The organism is Streptomyces sp. Ac-502 (assembly GCF_045222935.1).
Lineage (GTDB): Bacteria > Actinomycetota > Actinomycetes > Streptomycetales > Streptomycetaceae > Streptomyces > Streptomyces monomycini.
In genome coordinates this window covers 4,866,393-4,882,469 of the sequence record NZ_JBHFFO010000001.1, presented here as the reverse complement: position 1 = coordinate 4,882,469, position 16,077 = coordinate 4,866,393, and the positions used below count along the sequence as shown (strand labels likewise).

Below are 16,077 nucleotides of genomic sequence, written 5' to 3'. Positions count from 1 at the left end.
GAAGCGCTCATGACCGTGCCCCAGCCCCCGCAGCCCGCCCAGCCCTCACAGCCCGTTCAGCCCGCCGGCCGGAAGTTCGGTGCCCTTCCGCCGGAGGACCGCGAGCGCAGCCCGTACACCGGCTGGACCCGTGCGCACTGGGAGGCCACGGCCGACAGCCTCCTGCAAGCGGTCGTCCCGTACGCGTCGCCCCGGAACGGCCTCATCAACCTCCCGGGCGCCCGCCCCAGTTGGTCGGGACCGCGCTCGGACGGCCTCGAAGGCTACGCGCGCACCTTCCTCGCGGCCGCCTTCCGGGTGGCCGGCAGCGGTGGCCAGGACCCGCACGGCTACCTGGCGCGGTACGGCGAAGGGCTCGCCGCGGGCACCGGGCACCCGGTGACCGAACCCGGGCTCGACGGCAAGCACCCCGACGCCTGGCCGGTCATCCCGGACACCCGGCAGGCCATCGTCGAGTCCGCCTCCATCGCCCTCGGCCTGCGGCTGACCCGCCCCTGGCTCTGGGACACCCTGGACGACGAGGTCCGCACCCGGGCCGTGGACTGGCTGCTGCCCGCCCTCGACCCGCCGCCCATCGACAACAACTGGTGGCTGTTCGGCCTGACCGTCGGTGGTTTCCTCCTCGACGCGGGCGTCGAGACGGAACGCGCGCAGGCGTCCGTCGACCGCGCGCTGGAGCGCATCGACGGCTGGTACCGGGGCGAGGGGTGGTACAGCGACGGCGACAACCAGGCGTTCGACCACTACAACGGCTGGGCGCTGCATTTCTATCCCGTCCTGCACGCCCATCTCTCCGGCGACCGCGCGCTGCTCGACACCTACGGCGAGCGGCTGCGCGCCCACCTCGACGGCTACCGCCGCATGTTCGACGCCAACGGCGCGCCGATGCCCTTCGGCCGCTCCCTCACCTACCGCTTCGCCACCCTCGCCGCGCCCTGGCTCGGCGCCCTCACCGGCCACACCCCGCTCACCCCCGGCGCCACCCGCCGCCTCGCCTCCGGCACCCTGCGGCACTTCATCGACCACGGCGCGGTGACGGACGAGGGCCTCCTGCCGCTCGGCTGGTACGGCCCGTACGCGCCGATGCTCCAGGGCTACTCGGGGCCCGCCTCCCCGTACTGGGCGTCCAAGGGGCTGCTCGGCCTGCTGCTGCCGGACGGCCACCCCGCCTGGACCGAGCGCGAGGAACCGCTGCCCGCCGAGACCGAGGACGCCGTCACCACGCTGCGCGCGCCCGGCCTGCTCGTGCAGTCCACGGCGGCCGACGGGCTGGTCAGGCTGCACAACCACGGCAGCTCCTCGGTCTTCGGCCCGGCCGACCCGAACTACGCGCGGTTCGCCTACTCGACGCGTACGGGGCCGTCGGCCGCGGAAGAGACCGTGGCGGTCGTGGACACGGCGGCTAACCCCGGCTCCGACACCACCCCCGTCGCGACCCCGGACAACCACTTCGCGCTGCTCGTGGACGGCACACCCACCGGCCGCGGCCCGGTCGAACCGCTGGGCGGAGGCCCCGGCTGGGCCGCCTCGGCGCACACCCCGCGCCGCGCGGACGGCTCCGAACTCGCCGGAGTACGGGTCCTGTCCGCGACCCTGGCACACGGCCGCGCCGAGGTGCGCGTCCACCTCGTCACCGGGGCCGCGCCCGGCACCCCCGTACGGCAGACCGGCTGGGCCGTCCCGGACGACGGACCGGCCGCCCAGCTGCACGCCGTCCACGGCTTCACGAAGGACGCCGGTCAGCCGCGGACCGTGCCGACCGGCAGCACGCCCTTCGGGGAGCACACCAGCACCGCCTGCCTCGACGGCACGGTGCCGGACGCCCCCGAAGGCGCCCTGTTCGTCTCGATCGCCTCGCTCACCGCCGAGTCCGGCCCGGAACCGGCCCGCACCCTGGCCGAGGTCCGGCTCAGCGGCTCCCACGACATCCACGTGACCTGGAAGGACGGCACCACCAGCGCCCTGACCCTGACCGCGGACACCGCCACCGCCCCATAACGGAGGCCCACGGACCATGAGACCCGGACCAGGAAGCGGAACAGGTACCGGACCAGGAACCGCACCATGAGACCCGGACCGCGCGCCGCCGCGCGCGCGATACCCACCGTGCTCGCCCTGTCCGCCGCGCTCACGCTCGTCACAGCCCCGGCGCGCGCGCCGCCGACCACCCCTCCGCTTCGGCAGGCCACGTCTTCCACGTCGACTGCGCCGCGCCCGCCGGGGGCGACGGCTCGCGCGCCCGCCCCTGGTCCTCCCTGGCCCAGGCCAACGCCCAGCCGTACGGCCCCGGCGACCGCCTGCTGTTCCGCCGCGGCAGTACCTGCACCGGCACCCTCGCTCCCAGGGGCGAGGGCTCCGCCGCCGCACCCTTCACCATCGCCGACTACGGGAGCGCCGCCGCCCGTGCCCGACTGGACGGCGCCGGCGCCCACGACACCGTGCTGCTGGCCAACACGCGGTACGTACGGCTCAGCGCGCTGGAAATCGTCAACGCGGCGCGCCCCGGCAGCGAACGCAACGGCGTACGGCTGCGCCTGACCGACTACGGCACCGCCCGCGGTATCGCGGTCACCGGGCTGTACGTGCACGGCGTACGCGGTGGCGACGCCAAGACCCTGACCGGATCCAGCGGTGTCCACGTCGCGGTGGAGGGCACCGCGCGGCCCAGCCGCTACGACGGGCTGGAGATCGCCGGGAACCGTATCGAGGACGTCGACCGGGAGGGCGTGTACTTCAAGTCCACCTGGTCCCGGCGCCCCCTCGTCGGCAACCAGCAGGACCCGCACACCTACCCCGGCGCCTGGACCCCGAGCACCCGGGTCCGCGTCCACCACAACACCCTCAGGTCACTGGCGGGCGACGGCATCAAGCTGGACACCACGGCGGGCGCCGTCGTCGAGCACAACCGCGTGGACGGCTTCCAGCTCCGCTCGCCCTCGGCCAACGCGGGAGTCTGGACGTTCAACACGGACGACACCCTCGTCCAGTTCAACGAGGTCTCCGGCGGTGGCAACACACACGACGGCATGTCCTTCGACGCGGACGGCGCCTCCCAAAACACGGTGTTCCAGTACAACAACAGCCACGACAACGCGGGCGGCTTCCTGCTGCTGTGCCCGTACAGCGGCGCCAAGACCGTCGGCACCACCGTCCGCTACAACATCTTCGTCAGCCGCGGACAGGGCGGCTACGCCCTCAAGAACCCCACACCCGGCCTGCGCTTCGACCACAACGTCTTCCACGGCCTGCCACCGGCGCACCTGCCCGCCAACCCCGGCGGCACCACGGCCGCCCCCGGACTGCGCGACGATTTCCGTCTCACCGCCGGGTCACCTGCCCACGCCGCCGGACGGCACGTCGCGGGCAACGGCGGCCGCGACTACTTCGGCACACCGCTGCCCGCCGGAGCCCCCACCATCGGCGCTTACGAGGGCCCCGGCGTCCGCTGACGACTCCAGGACGGTACGGGCCGAGGGCGCCTCACCCACGGCCCGTACCGCACCGCGTCACTGCGGCCCGTACTTGCGTCCCGTCTTCGACGTGATCCCGCCGAGCAGGTTGCGCGGCGCCAGCTTCGCCACGCCCATCAGCGCCTTGTAGCGCGGGTCCGGGATGGACAGCGACTTGCCGCGCGCGAGGTCCTTCATCGCGGCGGCCACCAGCTTGTCGGCGTCCAGCCACATCCAGTCGGGGATGCTGTCCGTCCCCATTCCGGCCCGCTCGTGGAACTCGGTCCGCACGAAGCCCGGGCACAGCGCCATCAGCCGTACGTTGCTGCCCGCCAGGTCACGGGCGGCGCCCTGGGTGAACTGCACGACCCACGCCTTGCTCGCCCCGTACGTGCCGCGCGGCACGAACGCGGCCACCGAGGCCACGTTGACGACCCCGCCGCGGCGCCGCTCGCGCATCCCCTTCAGCGCCTCCGACGTCAGCCGCAGCACCGCCTCGCAGTGCACCTTGAGCATCTTCAGCTCGTCGGCCATCGGCACGTCCAGGAACTCGCCCTTGTTGCCGAAGCCCGCGTTGTTGACCAGCAGGTCCACCGGATGGGTGCGGTCGCCGAGCCGCTGCTCGACCGCGGCGATGCCGTCCTCCGTCGCCAGGTCGGCGACCAGCACGGACACCTCGACGCCGTGCCGGTCGTGCAGCTCGGTGGCCTGCTCGCGCAGCCGCTTCTCGTTGCGCGCCACGAGCACCAGGTTGTGGCCGTCGCCCGCCAGCCGGCGGGCGAAGGCGGCGCCGATGCCCGCCGTCGCTCCCGTAATCAATGCAGTCGTCATACGGGCACGCTATCCGCATCCGCGTACGCCACTCGCCCCGGCCGGTACCCGCCGGCCGGGGTACGGGCGCCCCGTTCGGCCGGGTTCAAGCCTCTTGTGCGCGGATGTACTTGAGCGCCCATTCGCGCAGCTCGGGGTGGAGTGCCGCCCCCGCCTCCAGGAGCCGCGGCAGCATCTCGCGCCCCGTGGTCATGCCGCGGAAGGCGAGGGCGATCGTCACGTCGTGGTCCGGGCGGTGCTCGACGGTGATCGTGTCCCCGGCCCGGATCCCGCCCGGCTCCAGGACCCGCAGGTACGCGCCGGGCGCACCGGCCCGCGTGAAGCGCTTGATCCACCCCGGTTCGCCCAGCCGCCCCTGGAAGGTCATGCAGGGGATGCGCGCGGAGGTCACCTCCAGCAGCAGCTGAGGGCCCACGCGCCAGCGTTCGCCGATCAGCGCGTGCGTCACGTCCAGGCCGCTGGTGGTGAGGTTCTCCCCGAACATCCCGGCGGGCAGCGTACGGCCCAGCTCCTTCTCCCAGGCGTCCAGATCCTCGCGGGCGTACGCGTACACCGCCTGGTCGTTGCCGCCGTGATGTCGGAGATTGACCACCGCGTCCCCGGCCAGACCGCTGCCGGCGATCCCCTTGGGGCCGGGCGCGGAGACCGCCACCGGTCCGTCGACGGGCTGCTTTCCGATGCCCGTACTGCCCGTGGCGCCGGGGTACTCCATGGGCCCCGGCCGCCCCACGTTCACAGACAGAAGCTTCATGGCGGCACGCTACTGGCATCCAGCCAAAGTCGCGAGCCATTATTTCCCGCTCGCTCCAAGGTCCGCTTATGCTCGAAGCATGATCGAGGCTCGTCATCTCCGTGTGCTGCGCGCCGTCTCCCGGACCGGCTCCTTCTCCGCCGCCGCCCGCGAGCTGGGCTGCACCCAGCCCGCCGTCAGCCAGCAGATGAAGGCCCTCGAACAGTCGGCGGGCACCCCGCTGCTGATCCGTACGGGCCGCGAGATGCGGCTGACGCAGGCGGGCGAGGCGCTGGTACGCCACGCCACCGGCATCCTGGCCGGGCTGACCGCCGCCGAGGAGGAGGTCGCCGCCATCGCCGGGCTGCGCGCCGGGCGGGTACGGCTGGTCTCCTTCCCCTCCGGCAGCTCGACGCTGGTGCCCGCCGCCCTGGCCGCCATGCGCGCCGACCACCCCGGCACCCGCGTCTCCCTGGTCGAGGCCGAGCCGCCGCGCTCGGTCGAGATGCTGCGCAACGGCGACTGCGAGATCACGCTGGCCTTCCGCTACCCGGAGGTGCGCGGCGCGGACCCCGCCGCCGAGGCGGAGTGGGACGACCTGGTCGTCCGGCCGGTCCTGGTCGACCGGCTGGTGGGCCTGGTCCCGGAGACGCACCGGCTGGCCGGCGCCGGGACGGCGGGCTACGCCGACCTGGCCGGCGAGCCGTGGATCGCGGGCTGCCCGCGCTGCCGGCGGCACCTGGTCGAGGTCTGCGAGGGGTCCGGCTTCACGCCGCGCATCGATTTCGCGACGGACGACTACCCGGCGGTGATCGGGCTGGTGGGCGCGGGTCTGGGCGTCGCCGTGCTGCCGGAGCTGGCGCTGGAGTCGGTACGGCACAAGGGGGTCCGTACGGTCGCGATGGAGCCGTGCGTGCAGCGCGAGGTCGTGGCGCTCACCCTGCCGGACCTCGCCCAGGTCCCGGCGGTCGAGGCGATGCTCGAGCGGCTGGCGGGCGCGGTCGAGGGCTGAGGCGGGGCTGAGGCGGCGGGACGGGACGGCGGGGACGGGACGGCCGCTGAGGCGTCCAGGGGCGGCAGGCGGCAGGCGGCAGGCGGCAGGCGGCAGACGACAGGCCGCAGACGGCGCGCGGCGCGGCGGCGGGAACGGGAACTCGGCCCGACTGCTGACTGCGCCGATCGGGTGAAGTTACCGAAGGAACGTTTCTTCAGTCCGTGCGCTCAGCGACCCCCGGCGCCGGGGTGCCCCATCGCCGCCGTCGCCGGCACCAGCCGGTGCCGCGCCCGGCCCATCAGCTCTTCGCGCTCGTCCTCCGTCAGCCCGCCCCACACCCCGTACGGCTCGCGGACCGCGAGGGCGTGCGCCGCGCACTGGGCGCGCACGGGGCAGCGCATGCACACCTCTTTCGCCGAGGTCTCACGCGCGCTGCGGGCGGCACCGCGTTCGCCCTCGGGGTGGAAGAAGAGGGAACTGTCCACGCCACGGCACGCGGCGAGCAGCTGCCAGTCCCAGAGATCTGCGTTCGGGCCCGGAAGGCGCGAGAAATCTGCCATTGCTAGTCCCCTCGAAGCGATACCGGTTCGGGCTCGGTGCTCACGACCGTACATCTACTGTCTAAGTAGATGTAAATATGACTCATTGCGAATCTAGCCACAGACACCGTAAAAATGGAAGAAAAGCCACCAAATAGGGCATAGAGCCATGAAGGGGGCGTTCCTTGGCCGTGCATCTTCTGCGTGTCCGGGCCCTCACGTAGAGTGCCGAAGGCGGCTGTCCAACCCGTAACTCTTTCGAGTGACCGTCGTTGAGAGGGCGGAAGCGGTTGGCGGAGGTAGGTCTCGGGCAGGTGTCCGAGGCGGTCGATCGCTCAGGTGACGATACGTACCAGCCTGGAGGCTCAAGGTGACGCGCATCAGCTGCGGAGGGCGGTCATGACATCCGTCCTCGTCTGTGACGACTCCCCGCTTGCCCGAGAGGCGCTCCGCCGCGCGGTCGCGACCGTGCCCGGTGTAGAGCGTGTGACGACGGCGGCCAACGGCGAGGAAGTCCTCCGCCGCTGGGGCGCCGATCGCTCGGACCTGATTCTGATGGACGTGCGGATGCCCGGACTGGGCGGGGTCGAGACGGTTCGCCGGCTGCTCTCCGCCGACCCCGGGGCCCGCATCATCATGCTCACGGTCGCCGAGGATCTGGACGGGGTCGCCCTGGCGGTCGCGGCCGGCGCCCGCGGCTACCTGCACAAGGACGCCTCACGCGCCGAGCTGCGCGCGACGGTCACCCAGGCGCTCGCGGACCCCACCTGGCGGCTCGCGCCGCGCAGGCTGCGGTCCGCCGAGATGGGTGCCGCGCCGACGCTCACCGCGCGCGAGATCCAGGTGCTGGAGGGCATGAGTCACGGCCGCTCCAACGCGGAGATCGGACGTGAGCTGTTCCTCTCCGAGGACACGGTCAAGACCCACGCCCGGCGGCTGTTCAAGAAGCTCGGCGCCTCCGACCGGGCCCATGCGGTCGCGCTCGGATTCCGCTGGGGTCTGGTCCGCTAGGACGGCCGTGACGTGCAGCGATGCGGGGGAATGAGGGGCCCCGCCCGCCGCGTGGCGGGCGGGGTGGCAGGAGGTCCCGCAGGTGCCGGTCCGGGAGCGGAATCCCGGTTCGGCGCGCGGTGCCGCATCCTTGAGGTATGGAGTTCCTCGGGGACGGGCCGATCCGGTGCGAGGGGAGGGCGCGGGAGATGACAGCCGGCGCACCTGCCGCGCATAACGCTTCGGTGCACAAGTACGGACCTGATGCCGCGGATCGCGCCGCGCCAAGGCACCATGGACCGATGCGCGATGACGGGATTCAGGAGATCGGCGATCTCGTCGCACGCGCCGTGGAAGGGGATCGCCGGGCCACCCACGACCTGCTGGCCCATGTGCATCCCCTCGCGCTGCGCTACTGCCGCACCCGGCTGTCCCGGCTGCCGGGTGACGCGCGGCACTTCGTGGAGGACCTGGCGCAGGAGGTCTGCGTCGCGGTGCTCTGCGCGCTGCCGCGCTACCGGGACACCGGAAAGCCGTTCGAGGCGTTCGTCTTCGCCATCGCCGCCCACAAGGTCGCCGACCTCCAGCGGGCCGCGATGCGCGGCCCCGGCAGCACGGCCGTGCCGTCCAACGAGATGCCCGAGAAGCCGGACGACTCGCTGGGCCCGGAGGAGCGGGCGCTGCTCAGCAGTGACGCCGAGTGGGCCAAGAAGCTGCTGGCCAACCTGCCGGAGAACCAGCGTGAGCTGGTGCTGCTGCGGGTCGCGGTCGGGCTGACGGCCGAGGAGACCGGGCAGATGCTGGGGATGTCGCCGGGTGCGGTGCGAGTCGCGCAGCACCGGGCGCTGAGCCGGCTGCGGGCGCTGGCCGAGCAGTAACCGGACCGGCGGGGCGCGGCGTGCTCCGGCGGTGTTCCGGTGCCCGGCGGAAGGGCTGTCCGGCCCCGGCGGAGGCCGGGGCGGCCGGACGCCGCGCGGGAACGTACAGTCGAGGAAACGTACAGCCGTAGGAACGTACGTCCGTGCCGCGGCCATTTCATAGGAACGTACAAGTGATGCGCTCCTCACCGGTTGTGGAATGAGACGCCTGTGGTGGCCGTTAGCATGGGTGTCCGCGCTGAGGCAAGACCATTTGGGAAGGTGTCATGACTGACAACGTCGACGGAATGCCCGCCAAATTCGCGATGCTCGGTCTGACATATGACGACGTGCTGCTGCTGCCCGGCGCCTCCGAGGTGCTGCCGAACGCGGTCGACACGGCGTCCCGGGTCTCGCGCAACGTGAAGGTCAACATTCCGCTGCTGTCCGCCGCGATGGACAAGGTCACCGAGGCGCGGATGGCGATCGCCATGGCGCGGCAGGGCGGCGCGGGCGTGCTGCACCGCAACCTGTCCATCGAGGACCAGGCCAACCAGGTCGACCTGGTCAAGCGCTCCGAGTCCGGCATGGTCACCGACCCGATCACGGTCCGCCCGGACGCCACCCTCGTCGAGGCGGACACGCTCTGCGCGAAGTTCCGCATCAGCGGGGTGCCGGTGACCGACCCGGCGGGCAAGCTGCTGGGCATCGTCACCAACCGCGACATGGCCTTCGAGCTGGACCGCAGCCGCCAGGTGCGCGAGGTCATGACCCCGATGCCGCTGGTCACCGGCAAGGTCGGCATCTCCGGCGAGGACGCCGTCGAGCTGCTGCGCCGCCACAAGATCGAGAAGCTGCCGCTGGTCGACGACGCGGGCGTCCTCAAGGGCCTGATCACGGTCAAGGACTTCGTGAAGGCCGAGAAGTACCCGAACGCGGCCAAGGACGCCGAGGGCCGGCTGGTCGTCGGTGCCGCGGTGGGCGTCGGCGACGAGGCGTTCGACCGCGCCCAGGCGCTGGTCGAGGCCGGTGCGGACTTCCTGGTCGTGGACAGCGCGCACGGCCACAGCCGCGGCATCCTCGACATGATCGCCAAGGTGAAGTCCAACGTCCGCGTCGACGTGGTCGGCGGCAACGTCGCCACCCGCGACGGCGCCCAGGCGCTGATCGACGCCGGTGCCGACGGCATCAAGGTCGGTGTCGGCCCGGGCTCCATCTGCACCACCCGTGTGGTCGCCGGTGTCGGCGTGCCGCAGGTCACCGCGATCTACGAGGCCGCGCAGGCCGCGAACGCGGCGGGCGTGCCGCTGATCGGCGACGGCGGCCTGCAGTTCTCCGGCGACATCGCCAAGGCCATCGCGGCCGGCGCCGACACGGTCATGCTGGGCTCGCTGCTGGCCGGCTGCGAGGAGTCGCCGGGCGAGATGGTCTTCATCAACGGCAAGCAGTTCAAGTCGTACCGCGGCATGGGCTCGCTCGGCGCGATGCAGTCCCGCGGCCAGGCGCGCTCCTTCTCCAAGGACCGCTACTTCCAGGACAACGTCCTCTCCGAGGACAAGCTGGTCCCCGAGGGCATCGAGGGCCAGGTCCCCTACCGCGGCCCGCTCGGCTCGGTGGCCCACCAGCTCGTCGGCGGCCTGCGCGCCTCCATGGGCTACGTCGGCTCCGCGAGCATCGAGGAGCTGAAGGACAAGGGCCGCTTCGTCCGCATCACGTCCGCGGGTCTCAAGGAGAGCCACCCGCACGACGTGCAGATGGTGACCGAGGCGCCGAACTACGCGCGGCGGTGAAGCCGGTAGGCTTGCGGCGCCTGTTCAAGGGGGTCGGATGTTGTACTCGGTGAGTTACAGCGAACGCGCGGCCCGGATCCGCGACAGTTTGCCCGAGGACCGCAGGGCTTTGCTGGAGCGGGGCCTCAAGAAGCTGGCGGACGACCCGCGGCCGAAGATGTCGGTGCCGATCTCCAATGACGAGAACACACGATCGCTGGCGCTCACCCAGAACATCGCGATCGAGTACGTCATCGGCGACGGCTTGCTGATAGTCCTCGTGGTCCACGTGGTGGACACTTCCCGGGTGCTCCTCGAAAACGAAGAGTGATCAAGCCCTGATACGTCCCCAGCGTCCCCGGTCGGGGATACTGGGGACGTAATCGTATGGAAGGGCCACACACGTGACTGAGATCGAGATCGGGCGCGGCAAGCGCGGCCGCCGGGCGTACGCCTTCGACGACATCGCCGTCGTACCGAGTCGGCGCACCCGCGACCCGAAGGAGGTCTCGATCGCCTGGCAGATCGATGCCTACCGTTTCGAGCTGCCGTTCCTCGCGGCCCCGATGGACTCGGTCGTCTCGCCGCAGACCGCGATCCGCATCGGTGAGCTGGGCGGCCTGGGCGTACTGAACCTGGAAGGGCTCTGGACGCGCTACGAGGACCCGGAGCCGCTGCTCGCGGAGATCGCTGAGCTGGACGGCGAGGCCGCCACCAAGCGGCTCCAGGAGATCTACGCCGCGCCGATCAAGGAAGAGCTGATCGGGCAGCGCATCAAGGAGGTGCGCGACTCCGGTGTGGTCACCGCCGCCGCGCTCTCGCCGCAGCGCACGGCCGAGTTCTCCAAGGCCGTCGTGGACGCGGGCGTGGACATCTTCGTGATCCGCGGCACCACCGTCTCCGCGGAGCACGTCTCCTCGGCCGCCGAGCCGCTGAACCTGAAGCAGTTCATCTACGAGCTGGACGTCCCGGTGATCGTCGGCGGCTGCGCCACGTACACCGCGGCCCTGCACCTGATGCGCACCGGCGCGGCGGGCGTGCTCGTCGGCTTCGGCGGCGGCGCCGCGCACACCACCCGTAACGTGCTCGGCATCCAGGTGCCGATGGCGACCGCGGTGGCCGACGTGGCCGCCGCCCGCCGGGACTACATGGACGAGTCCGGCGGCCGCTACGTCCACGTCATCGCCGACGGCGGCGTGGGCTGGTCCGGCGACCTGCCCAAGGCCATCGCCTGCGGCGCGGACGCGGTCATGATGGGCTCGCCGCTGGCGCGCGCCACCGACGCGCCGGGCCGCGGCCACCACTGGGGCATGGAGGCCGTGCACGAGGACGTGCCGCGCGGCAAGCGGATGGACCTGGGTGCGGTCGGCACCACCGAGGAGATCCTGTGCGGTCCCTCGAACAGGCCGGACGGTTCGATGAACTTCTTCGGCGCGCTGCGCCGGGCGATGGCGACCACCGGCTACTCCGAGCTCAAGGAGTTCCAGCGGGTCGAGGTGACGGTCGCGCCGTCGCAGCACGACAACCGCTGAGGCAGGACGCCCAGACGCCGAAGGGCCCGGACCGCACGAGGTGTGCGGTCCGGGCCCTTCGGCGTGCTCGCGGGTGTCAGGCGCCCAGCTTCTTCGCGACCTGGAAGCCGCCGGCCGCCGCCAGCAGGTAGAAGACCACGTCGATCGCGCCGAGGTACTCCTTCCACACCGCGTGGACCAGGTCGAAGTGGTCGAAGACGATCTCGCCGAGCGTGGCGTGCGCGGCGTCGGCCGTCAGGAGGGCCATGCCGAAGACCTGGCCGAGGTAGAGCCCGAGCAGGCCGAGCACCGCGCCGACGACGGGCAGCGCGGCGTTGCGGCCGCCGACCTTGCCCATGACGGCGCCGATCAGCGCGCCGACGGCGAGCGCCGCGTAGCCGATCGAGGCGCCGTCGACGGCCTTGAGGACCGCGCCGTAGACGCCGGCCGCGATCAGCATGGTGACGACACCGAGCGCGACGGCCAGGCCGGCGTTGCCCTGGCGGGCGGCCGGCGGGGCCATCGGGGCCGGGAAGCCGCCCGGTGCGGGAGCGCCGTACGGAGCCTGCTGCGGCTGGTGGGGCTGCTGCGGCTGCTGAGGCGCGGGCGGCATGGACTGGCTCATGAAGATTCCCCCGAGGTGGAGACCGTCGTGGCGTTGGGCGCGGGACCGGTCGGCGTAGACGCGCACACGTTCGATGCGCCGGAACAAATTAACAGACCGGTCTGACATGTCCACTATGGATTTGTCCCCCGCCGGCCGCTGGGCGGCCCGCGCGCCCGCAGGTCAGAGCCGGTACGCGGCCCCCGTCGGTGTCGCCCCCCGGGTGTCCAGGAGGAGCTGGGCCTTCACCGCCAGACCCTGGAGGTCGTACGTGCGGTGGTGCTGGAGCAGCAGCGTCAGGTCGGCCCCGGCAGCCGCCTCGTAGAGGGCGTCGGCGCGCGGGACGGGCCGGTCGCGGACCTGCCACTGATGGACGTACGGATCGTGGTACGTGATGTGCGCGCCCAACTCCATGAGCCGGGAGGCGACTTCGCGGGCCGGGGAGCCTTCCTCGTCGCCGGTGTCCGGCTTGTACGTGACGCCGAGGAGCAGGACGCGGGCGCCGCGCGCGGACTTGCCGTGCTCGTTGAGCAGGGTCGCGCTGCGCTGTACGACGTAGCGCGGCATCCGGCTGTTGACCTCCTGCGCCAGCTCGACCAGGCGCAGCGGGTAGCCGAGCGAACGCCCCTTGTAGGAGTAGTAGTTGGGGTCGATGGGGGCGGTGTGCCCGCCGACCCCCGGGCCGGGGCGGAACGCCTGGAATCCGAACGGCTTGGTCTCGGCGCAGCGGATGACGTCCCACAGGTCGACGCCGATGTCGTGGCAGAGCACCGCCATCTCGTTCATGAGCGCGATGTTCAGATGCCGGTAGTTGGTCTCCAGCAGCTTGGCCGTCTCCGCCTCGCGCGGGCCGCGCGCGCGGACGACCTTGTCGGTGAGCCGGGCGTAGAACGCCGCCGCGGCCTCCGTGCAGGCGGGGGTCAGGCCGCCGATGACCTTCGGGACGGTGCTGTAGCGGTGTGCCCGGTTGCCGGGGTCGTGGCGGGCGGGGGAGCAGGCGAGGTGGAAGTCGCGTCCCGCGGTCAGGCCGGAGCCCTCTTCCAGGAGGGGGCGCAGGAATTCCTCGGTGGTGCCCGGGTAGACGGTGGACTCCAGGACGACCGTGGTGTGCGGGCGCAGCCGCGCCGCCAGTACGCGTGCGGCGTCGGCGACCGCGGTCAGGTCGAGGGCGCCGTCCGCGCCGAGTGGGGTGGGGGCGCAGATGACTGCCGTACGGACCCGGCCGAGCACGGTGGGGTCGTCGGTGACGCGGAAGCCGGCCGCGAGCAGCCGGCGGGTCTCGGACGCGGAGAGCGGACTGTGTGCGGTGTGGGTCGCGCGCCCTTCCGGGGGCGCGGCCGAGGGCGTGTCCGGGGCGGCCGTCGTCGGCGGCGGTCCGGGGTCGTAGCCGATGGTGCGGACGCCGGCGAGGGTGGCGGCCTGGGCGAGGGGGAGACCGATGTGGCCTAGTCCGATGACGGCGAGGTCTGCGGGCATGGCTGGCTGCCGTCCTTCCCGAGCGGTTCCGGATGAGGCGGTGAAGCATAAGAGCATAAGTAGACTAAGCGGACATTTGGCCCAGAATGGGGATTGGCGGATCGGGGGCGGCGGGGTGTTGCCCGGCCCGCCGGAGGGTGGATACGGGCCGGTGGCGCGGCCAAAATCGACGGACGGGGAGTGTGGCCCCGACCACAGCGGGAGGCAGCGGTGAGGACAGCGACACTCGGACCGGCCCAGCGTGCCGAAGCACTCGCACGGATGGCGGAACGGGAGCTGGACATTTTGGTGGTCGGCGGCGGAGTCGTCGGCGCCGGCACGGCACTGGACGCGGCGACCCGCGGCCTGGACACCGGACTGGTCGAGGCCCGCGACTGGGCCTCGGGCACGTCGAGCCGGTCGAGCAAGCTCATCCACGGCGGACTGCGGTACCTGGAGATGCTGGACTTCGCGCTCGTCAGGGAAGCCCTGAAGGAACGCGGGCTGCTGCTGGAACGGCTCGCGCCGCACCTGGTCAAGCCCGTGCCGTTCCTCTACCCGCTCACCCACAAGGGCTGGGAGCGCTGGTACGCGGGCTCCGGCGTCGCCCTGTACGACGGCATGTCGGTCTCCTCCGGGCACGGCCGCGGCCTGCCCGTCCACCGGCACCTCTCGCACAAGCGCGCCCTGCGCGTCGCGCCCTGCCTGAAGAAGGACGCCCTGGTCGGCGCGTTGCAGTACTACGACGCCCAGATGGACGACGCCCGCTTCGTGATGAACCTCGTCCGCACCGCGACCGCGTACGGGGCGGACGCCGCCAACCGGGCCAGGGTGGTCGGCTTCCTGCGCGAGGGCGAACGCGTCGTCGGCGCCCGGGTGCAGGACGTGGAGGCGGGCGGCGAGTACGAGGTACGGGCGCGCCAGGTGGTCAACGCGACCGGCGTGTGGACCGACGACACCCAGGCCCTGATCGGCGAGCGCGGCCAGTTCCACGTACGCGCGTCCAAGGGCATCCACCTGGTCGTGCCCAAGGACCGCATCCACTCGACGACCGGACTGATCCTGCGCACGGAGAAGAGCGTGCTCTTCGTCATCCCGTGGGGCCGGCACTGGATCGTCGGCACGACCGACACGGACTGGGACCTGGACAAGGCACACCCGGCGGCGTCCAGCGCCGACATCGACTACCTGCTGGAGCACGTGAACTCGGTGCTCGCCACGCCGCTGACCCGCGACGACGTCGAGGGCGTCTACGCGGGCCTGCGCCCCCTGCTGGCCGGTGAGTCGGACGCGACCAGCAAACTGTCGCGCGAGCACACGGTCGCGCACCCGGTGCCGGGGGTCGTCGTGGTCGCGGGCGGCAAGTACACGACGTACCGGGTGATGGCCAAGGACGCGGTGGACGAGGCGGTGCACGGGCTCGACCAGCGGGTGGCCGAGTGCGTCACCGAGGACACGCCGCTCGTCGGCGCCGAGGGTTACCGGGCGCGGTGGAACGCGCGGGCCCGCACGGCGGCGCGCACCGGCCTGCACGTGGTGCGCGTCGAGCATCTGCTGAACCGTTACGGCGCCCTGGCCGACGAGGTCTTCGAACTCGTCCTCGCCGACCCCGGGCTCGGCGAGCCGCTCGCCGCCGCCGACGACTACCTGCGCGCCGAGGTCGTCTACGCCTGCACCCACGAGGGCGCCCGGCACCTCGACGACGTCCTCACCCGGCGCACCCGTATCTCCATCGAGACCTTCGACCGGGGCACCCGCAGCGCCCGCGAATGCGCGGAGCTGATGGCGCCGGTCCTGGGCTGGGACGCGGACCAGGTCGACCGCGAGGTGCAGCACTACGAGAAGCGGGTGGAGGCGGAGCGCGAGTCGCAGCGGCAGCCGGACGACCTGACCGCCGACGCGGCACGGCTGGGGGCGCCGGACATCGTGCCGCTGTAGGAGTCTCTGGCCGCAGCCTGCTCTGCCGGGCGGCCCCGACACGTCGGGGCCGCCCGGCAGAACTCTGTCCCGGTGCCGGAGGCGGTCCGGAGGCGTCCCGAGGGGGACCCGGTGGCCTGTCGAGGGCGCCCCGGTGGCCTCCCGAGTGAGGGCGGCCGGAAGGCGACCCGGTGGCGATGCCGGTGACGGTGAGGGTGAGCAGGCGAAGGAAGGTGCGGCGGGTGGGGCGCGTGCGGCGCGGGGAGAACCGGAGGGGGTGCTGCCGGCGTGGAAGGAAGGGGAGCGGAACCGGACGGGGTGACGGAAGGGACGCGGAAGACGCTGGAGGAGATGAGGCCGGTGGTGTCGGAGGTGCGTGAGGTGTGGAAGGTGCGGGGGATGTGTCGTGGTGTCGTACTTGTCCCTGCCGT

General features: G+C 72.2%; 14 protein-coding genes. 9 read left to right on the top strand and 5 right to left on the bottom strand.

Annotation, left to right across the window (positions count from 1 at the left end):
- The first annotated feature begins 9 nt into the window (after positions 1–9).
- Both ACEXOX_RS21875 and ACEXOX_RS21870 read left to right on the top strand, forming a co-directional pair.
- Complete coding sequence (locus ACEXOX_RS21875) at positions 10–1,998, top strand: DUF2264 domain-containing protein (RefSeq protein WP_406522692.1); 1,989 nt, start codon at positions 10–12, stop codon at positions 1,996–1,998.
- Positions 1,999–2,438: 440 nt separating this feature from the next.
- Positions 2,439–3,449 (top strand): right-handed parallel beta-helix repeat-containing protein, encoded by a 1,011-nt coding sequence (locus tag ACEXOX_RS21870; protein WP_406522691.1) that lies wholly within the window; start codon positions 2,439–2,441, stop codon positions 3,447–3,449.
- Between the two features lie 57 nt (positions 3,450–3,506).
- On the opposite strand, the gene ACEXOX_RS21865 is transcribed toward ACEXOX_RS21870, so the two are convergent.
- Positions 3,507–4,280 carry an SDR family NAD(P)-dependent oxidoreductase gene (locus tag ACEXOX_RS21865; protein WP_406522689.1) on the bottom strand — a complete coding sequence of 258 codons (774 nt, stop codon included), beginning with the start codon at positions 4,278–4,280 and terminating at the stop codon, positions 3,507–3,509.
- 85 nt (positions 4,281–4,365) lie between these two features.
- The gene (locus ACEXOX_RS21860) at positions 4,366–5,031 is read right to left on the bottom strand and encodes an MOSC domain-containing protein (protein ID WP_406522688.1); all 666 of its coding nucleotides are present in this window, start codon (positions 5,029–5,031) and stop codon (positions 4,366–4,368) included.
- 79 nt (positions 5,032–5,110) lie between these two features.
- Here ACEXOX_RS21860 and ACEXOX_RS21855 point away from each other — a divergent pair, with 79 nt between their 5' ends.
- Positions 5,111–6,022 carry a LysR family transcriptional regulator gene (locus tag ACEXOX_RS21855; protein WP_406522686.1) on the top strand — a complete coding sequence of 304 codons (912 nt, stop codon included), beginning with the start codon at positions 5,111–5,113 and terminating at the stop codon, positions 6,020–6,022.
- A 209-nt stretch (positions 6,023–6,231) separates the two neighbouring features.
- On the opposite strand, the gene ACEXOX_RS21850 is transcribed toward ACEXOX_RS21855, so the two are convergent.
- A complete protein-coding gene (locus ACEXOX_RS21850) occupies positions 6,232–6,564 on the bottom strand; it encodes a WhiB family transcriptional regulator (RefSeq protein ID WP_406522685.1) in 333 nt (110 codons plus the stop codon).
- 378 nt (positions 6,565–6,942) lie between these two features.
- Between ACEXOX_RS21850 and ACEXOX_RS21845 the strand changes: the two genes are divergently transcribed.
- From ACEXOX_RS21845 to ACEXOX_RS21825, 5 genes are all read left to right on the top strand, one after another.
- Entirely contained in the window at positions 6,943–7,554 is a 612-nt protein-coding gene (locus tag ACEXOX_RS21845) for a response regulator transcription factor (protein WP_003948568.1), read from the top strand.
- 281 nt (positions 7,555–7,835) lie between these two features.
- On the top strand, positions 7,836–8,411 hold the full coding sequence (locus ACEXOX_RS21840; protein WP_030022422.1) for a sigma-70 family RNA polymerase sigma factor: 576 nt from the start codon (positions 7,836–7,838) through the stop codon (positions 8,409–8,411).
- Between the two features lie 266 nt (positions 8,412–8,677).
- On the top strand, positions 8,678–10,180 hold the full coding sequence (guaB, locus tag ACEXOX_RS21835; protein WP_406522683.1) for an IMP dehydrogenase: 1,503 nt from the start codon (positions 8,678–8,680) through the stop codon (positions 10,178–10,180).
- A 49-nt stretch (positions 10,181–10,229) separates the two neighbouring features.
- Positions 10,230–10,490 carry a hypothetical protein gene (locus tag ACEXOX_RS21830; RefSeq protein ID WP_406522682.1) on the top strand — a complete coding sequence of 87 codons (261 nt, stop codon included), beginning with the start codon at positions 10,230–10,232 and terminating at the stop codon, positions 10,488–10,490.
- A gap of 73 nt (positions 10,491–10,563) precedes the next feature.
- Positions 10,564–11,691: a GuaB3 family IMP dehydrogenase-related protein gene (locus ACEXOX_RS21825; protein WP_406522681.1), complete on the top strand. Its 1,128-nt coding sequence runs from the start codon at positions 10,564–10,566 to the stop codon at positions 11,689–11,691.
- 76 nt (positions 11,692–11,767) lie between these two features.
- Here ACEXOX_RS21825 and ACEXOX_RS21820 read toward each other — a convergent pair whose 3' ends face one another.
- Together ACEXOX_RS21820 and ACEXOX_RS21815 are read right to left on the bottom strand one after the other, a co-directional pair.
- Entirely contained in the window at positions 11,768–12,295 is a 528-nt protein-coding gene (locus ACEXOX_RS21820; protein WP_406522679.1) for a hypothetical protein, read from the bottom strand.
- 162 nt (positions 12,296–12,457) lie between these two features.
- Positions 12,458–13,750: a nucleotide sugar dehydrogenase gene (locus ACEXOX_RS21815; protein WP_406522678.1), complete on the bottom strand. Its 1,293-nt coding sequence runs from the start codon at positions 13,748–13,750 to the stop codon at positions 12,458–12,460.
- A 210-nt stretch (positions 13,751–13,960) separates the two neighbouring features.
- Here ACEXOX_RS21815 and ACEXOX_RS21810 point away from each other — a divergent pair, with 210 nt between their 5' ends.
- On the top strand, positions 13,961–15,667 hold the full coding sequence (locus tag ACEXOX_RS21810) for a glycerol-3-phosphate dehydrogenase/oxidase (RefSeq protein ID WP_406522677.1): 1,707 nt from the start codon (positions 13,961–13,963) through the stop codon (positions 15,665–15,667).
- The last annotated feature ends 410 nt before the right edge of the window (positions 15,668–16,077 follow it).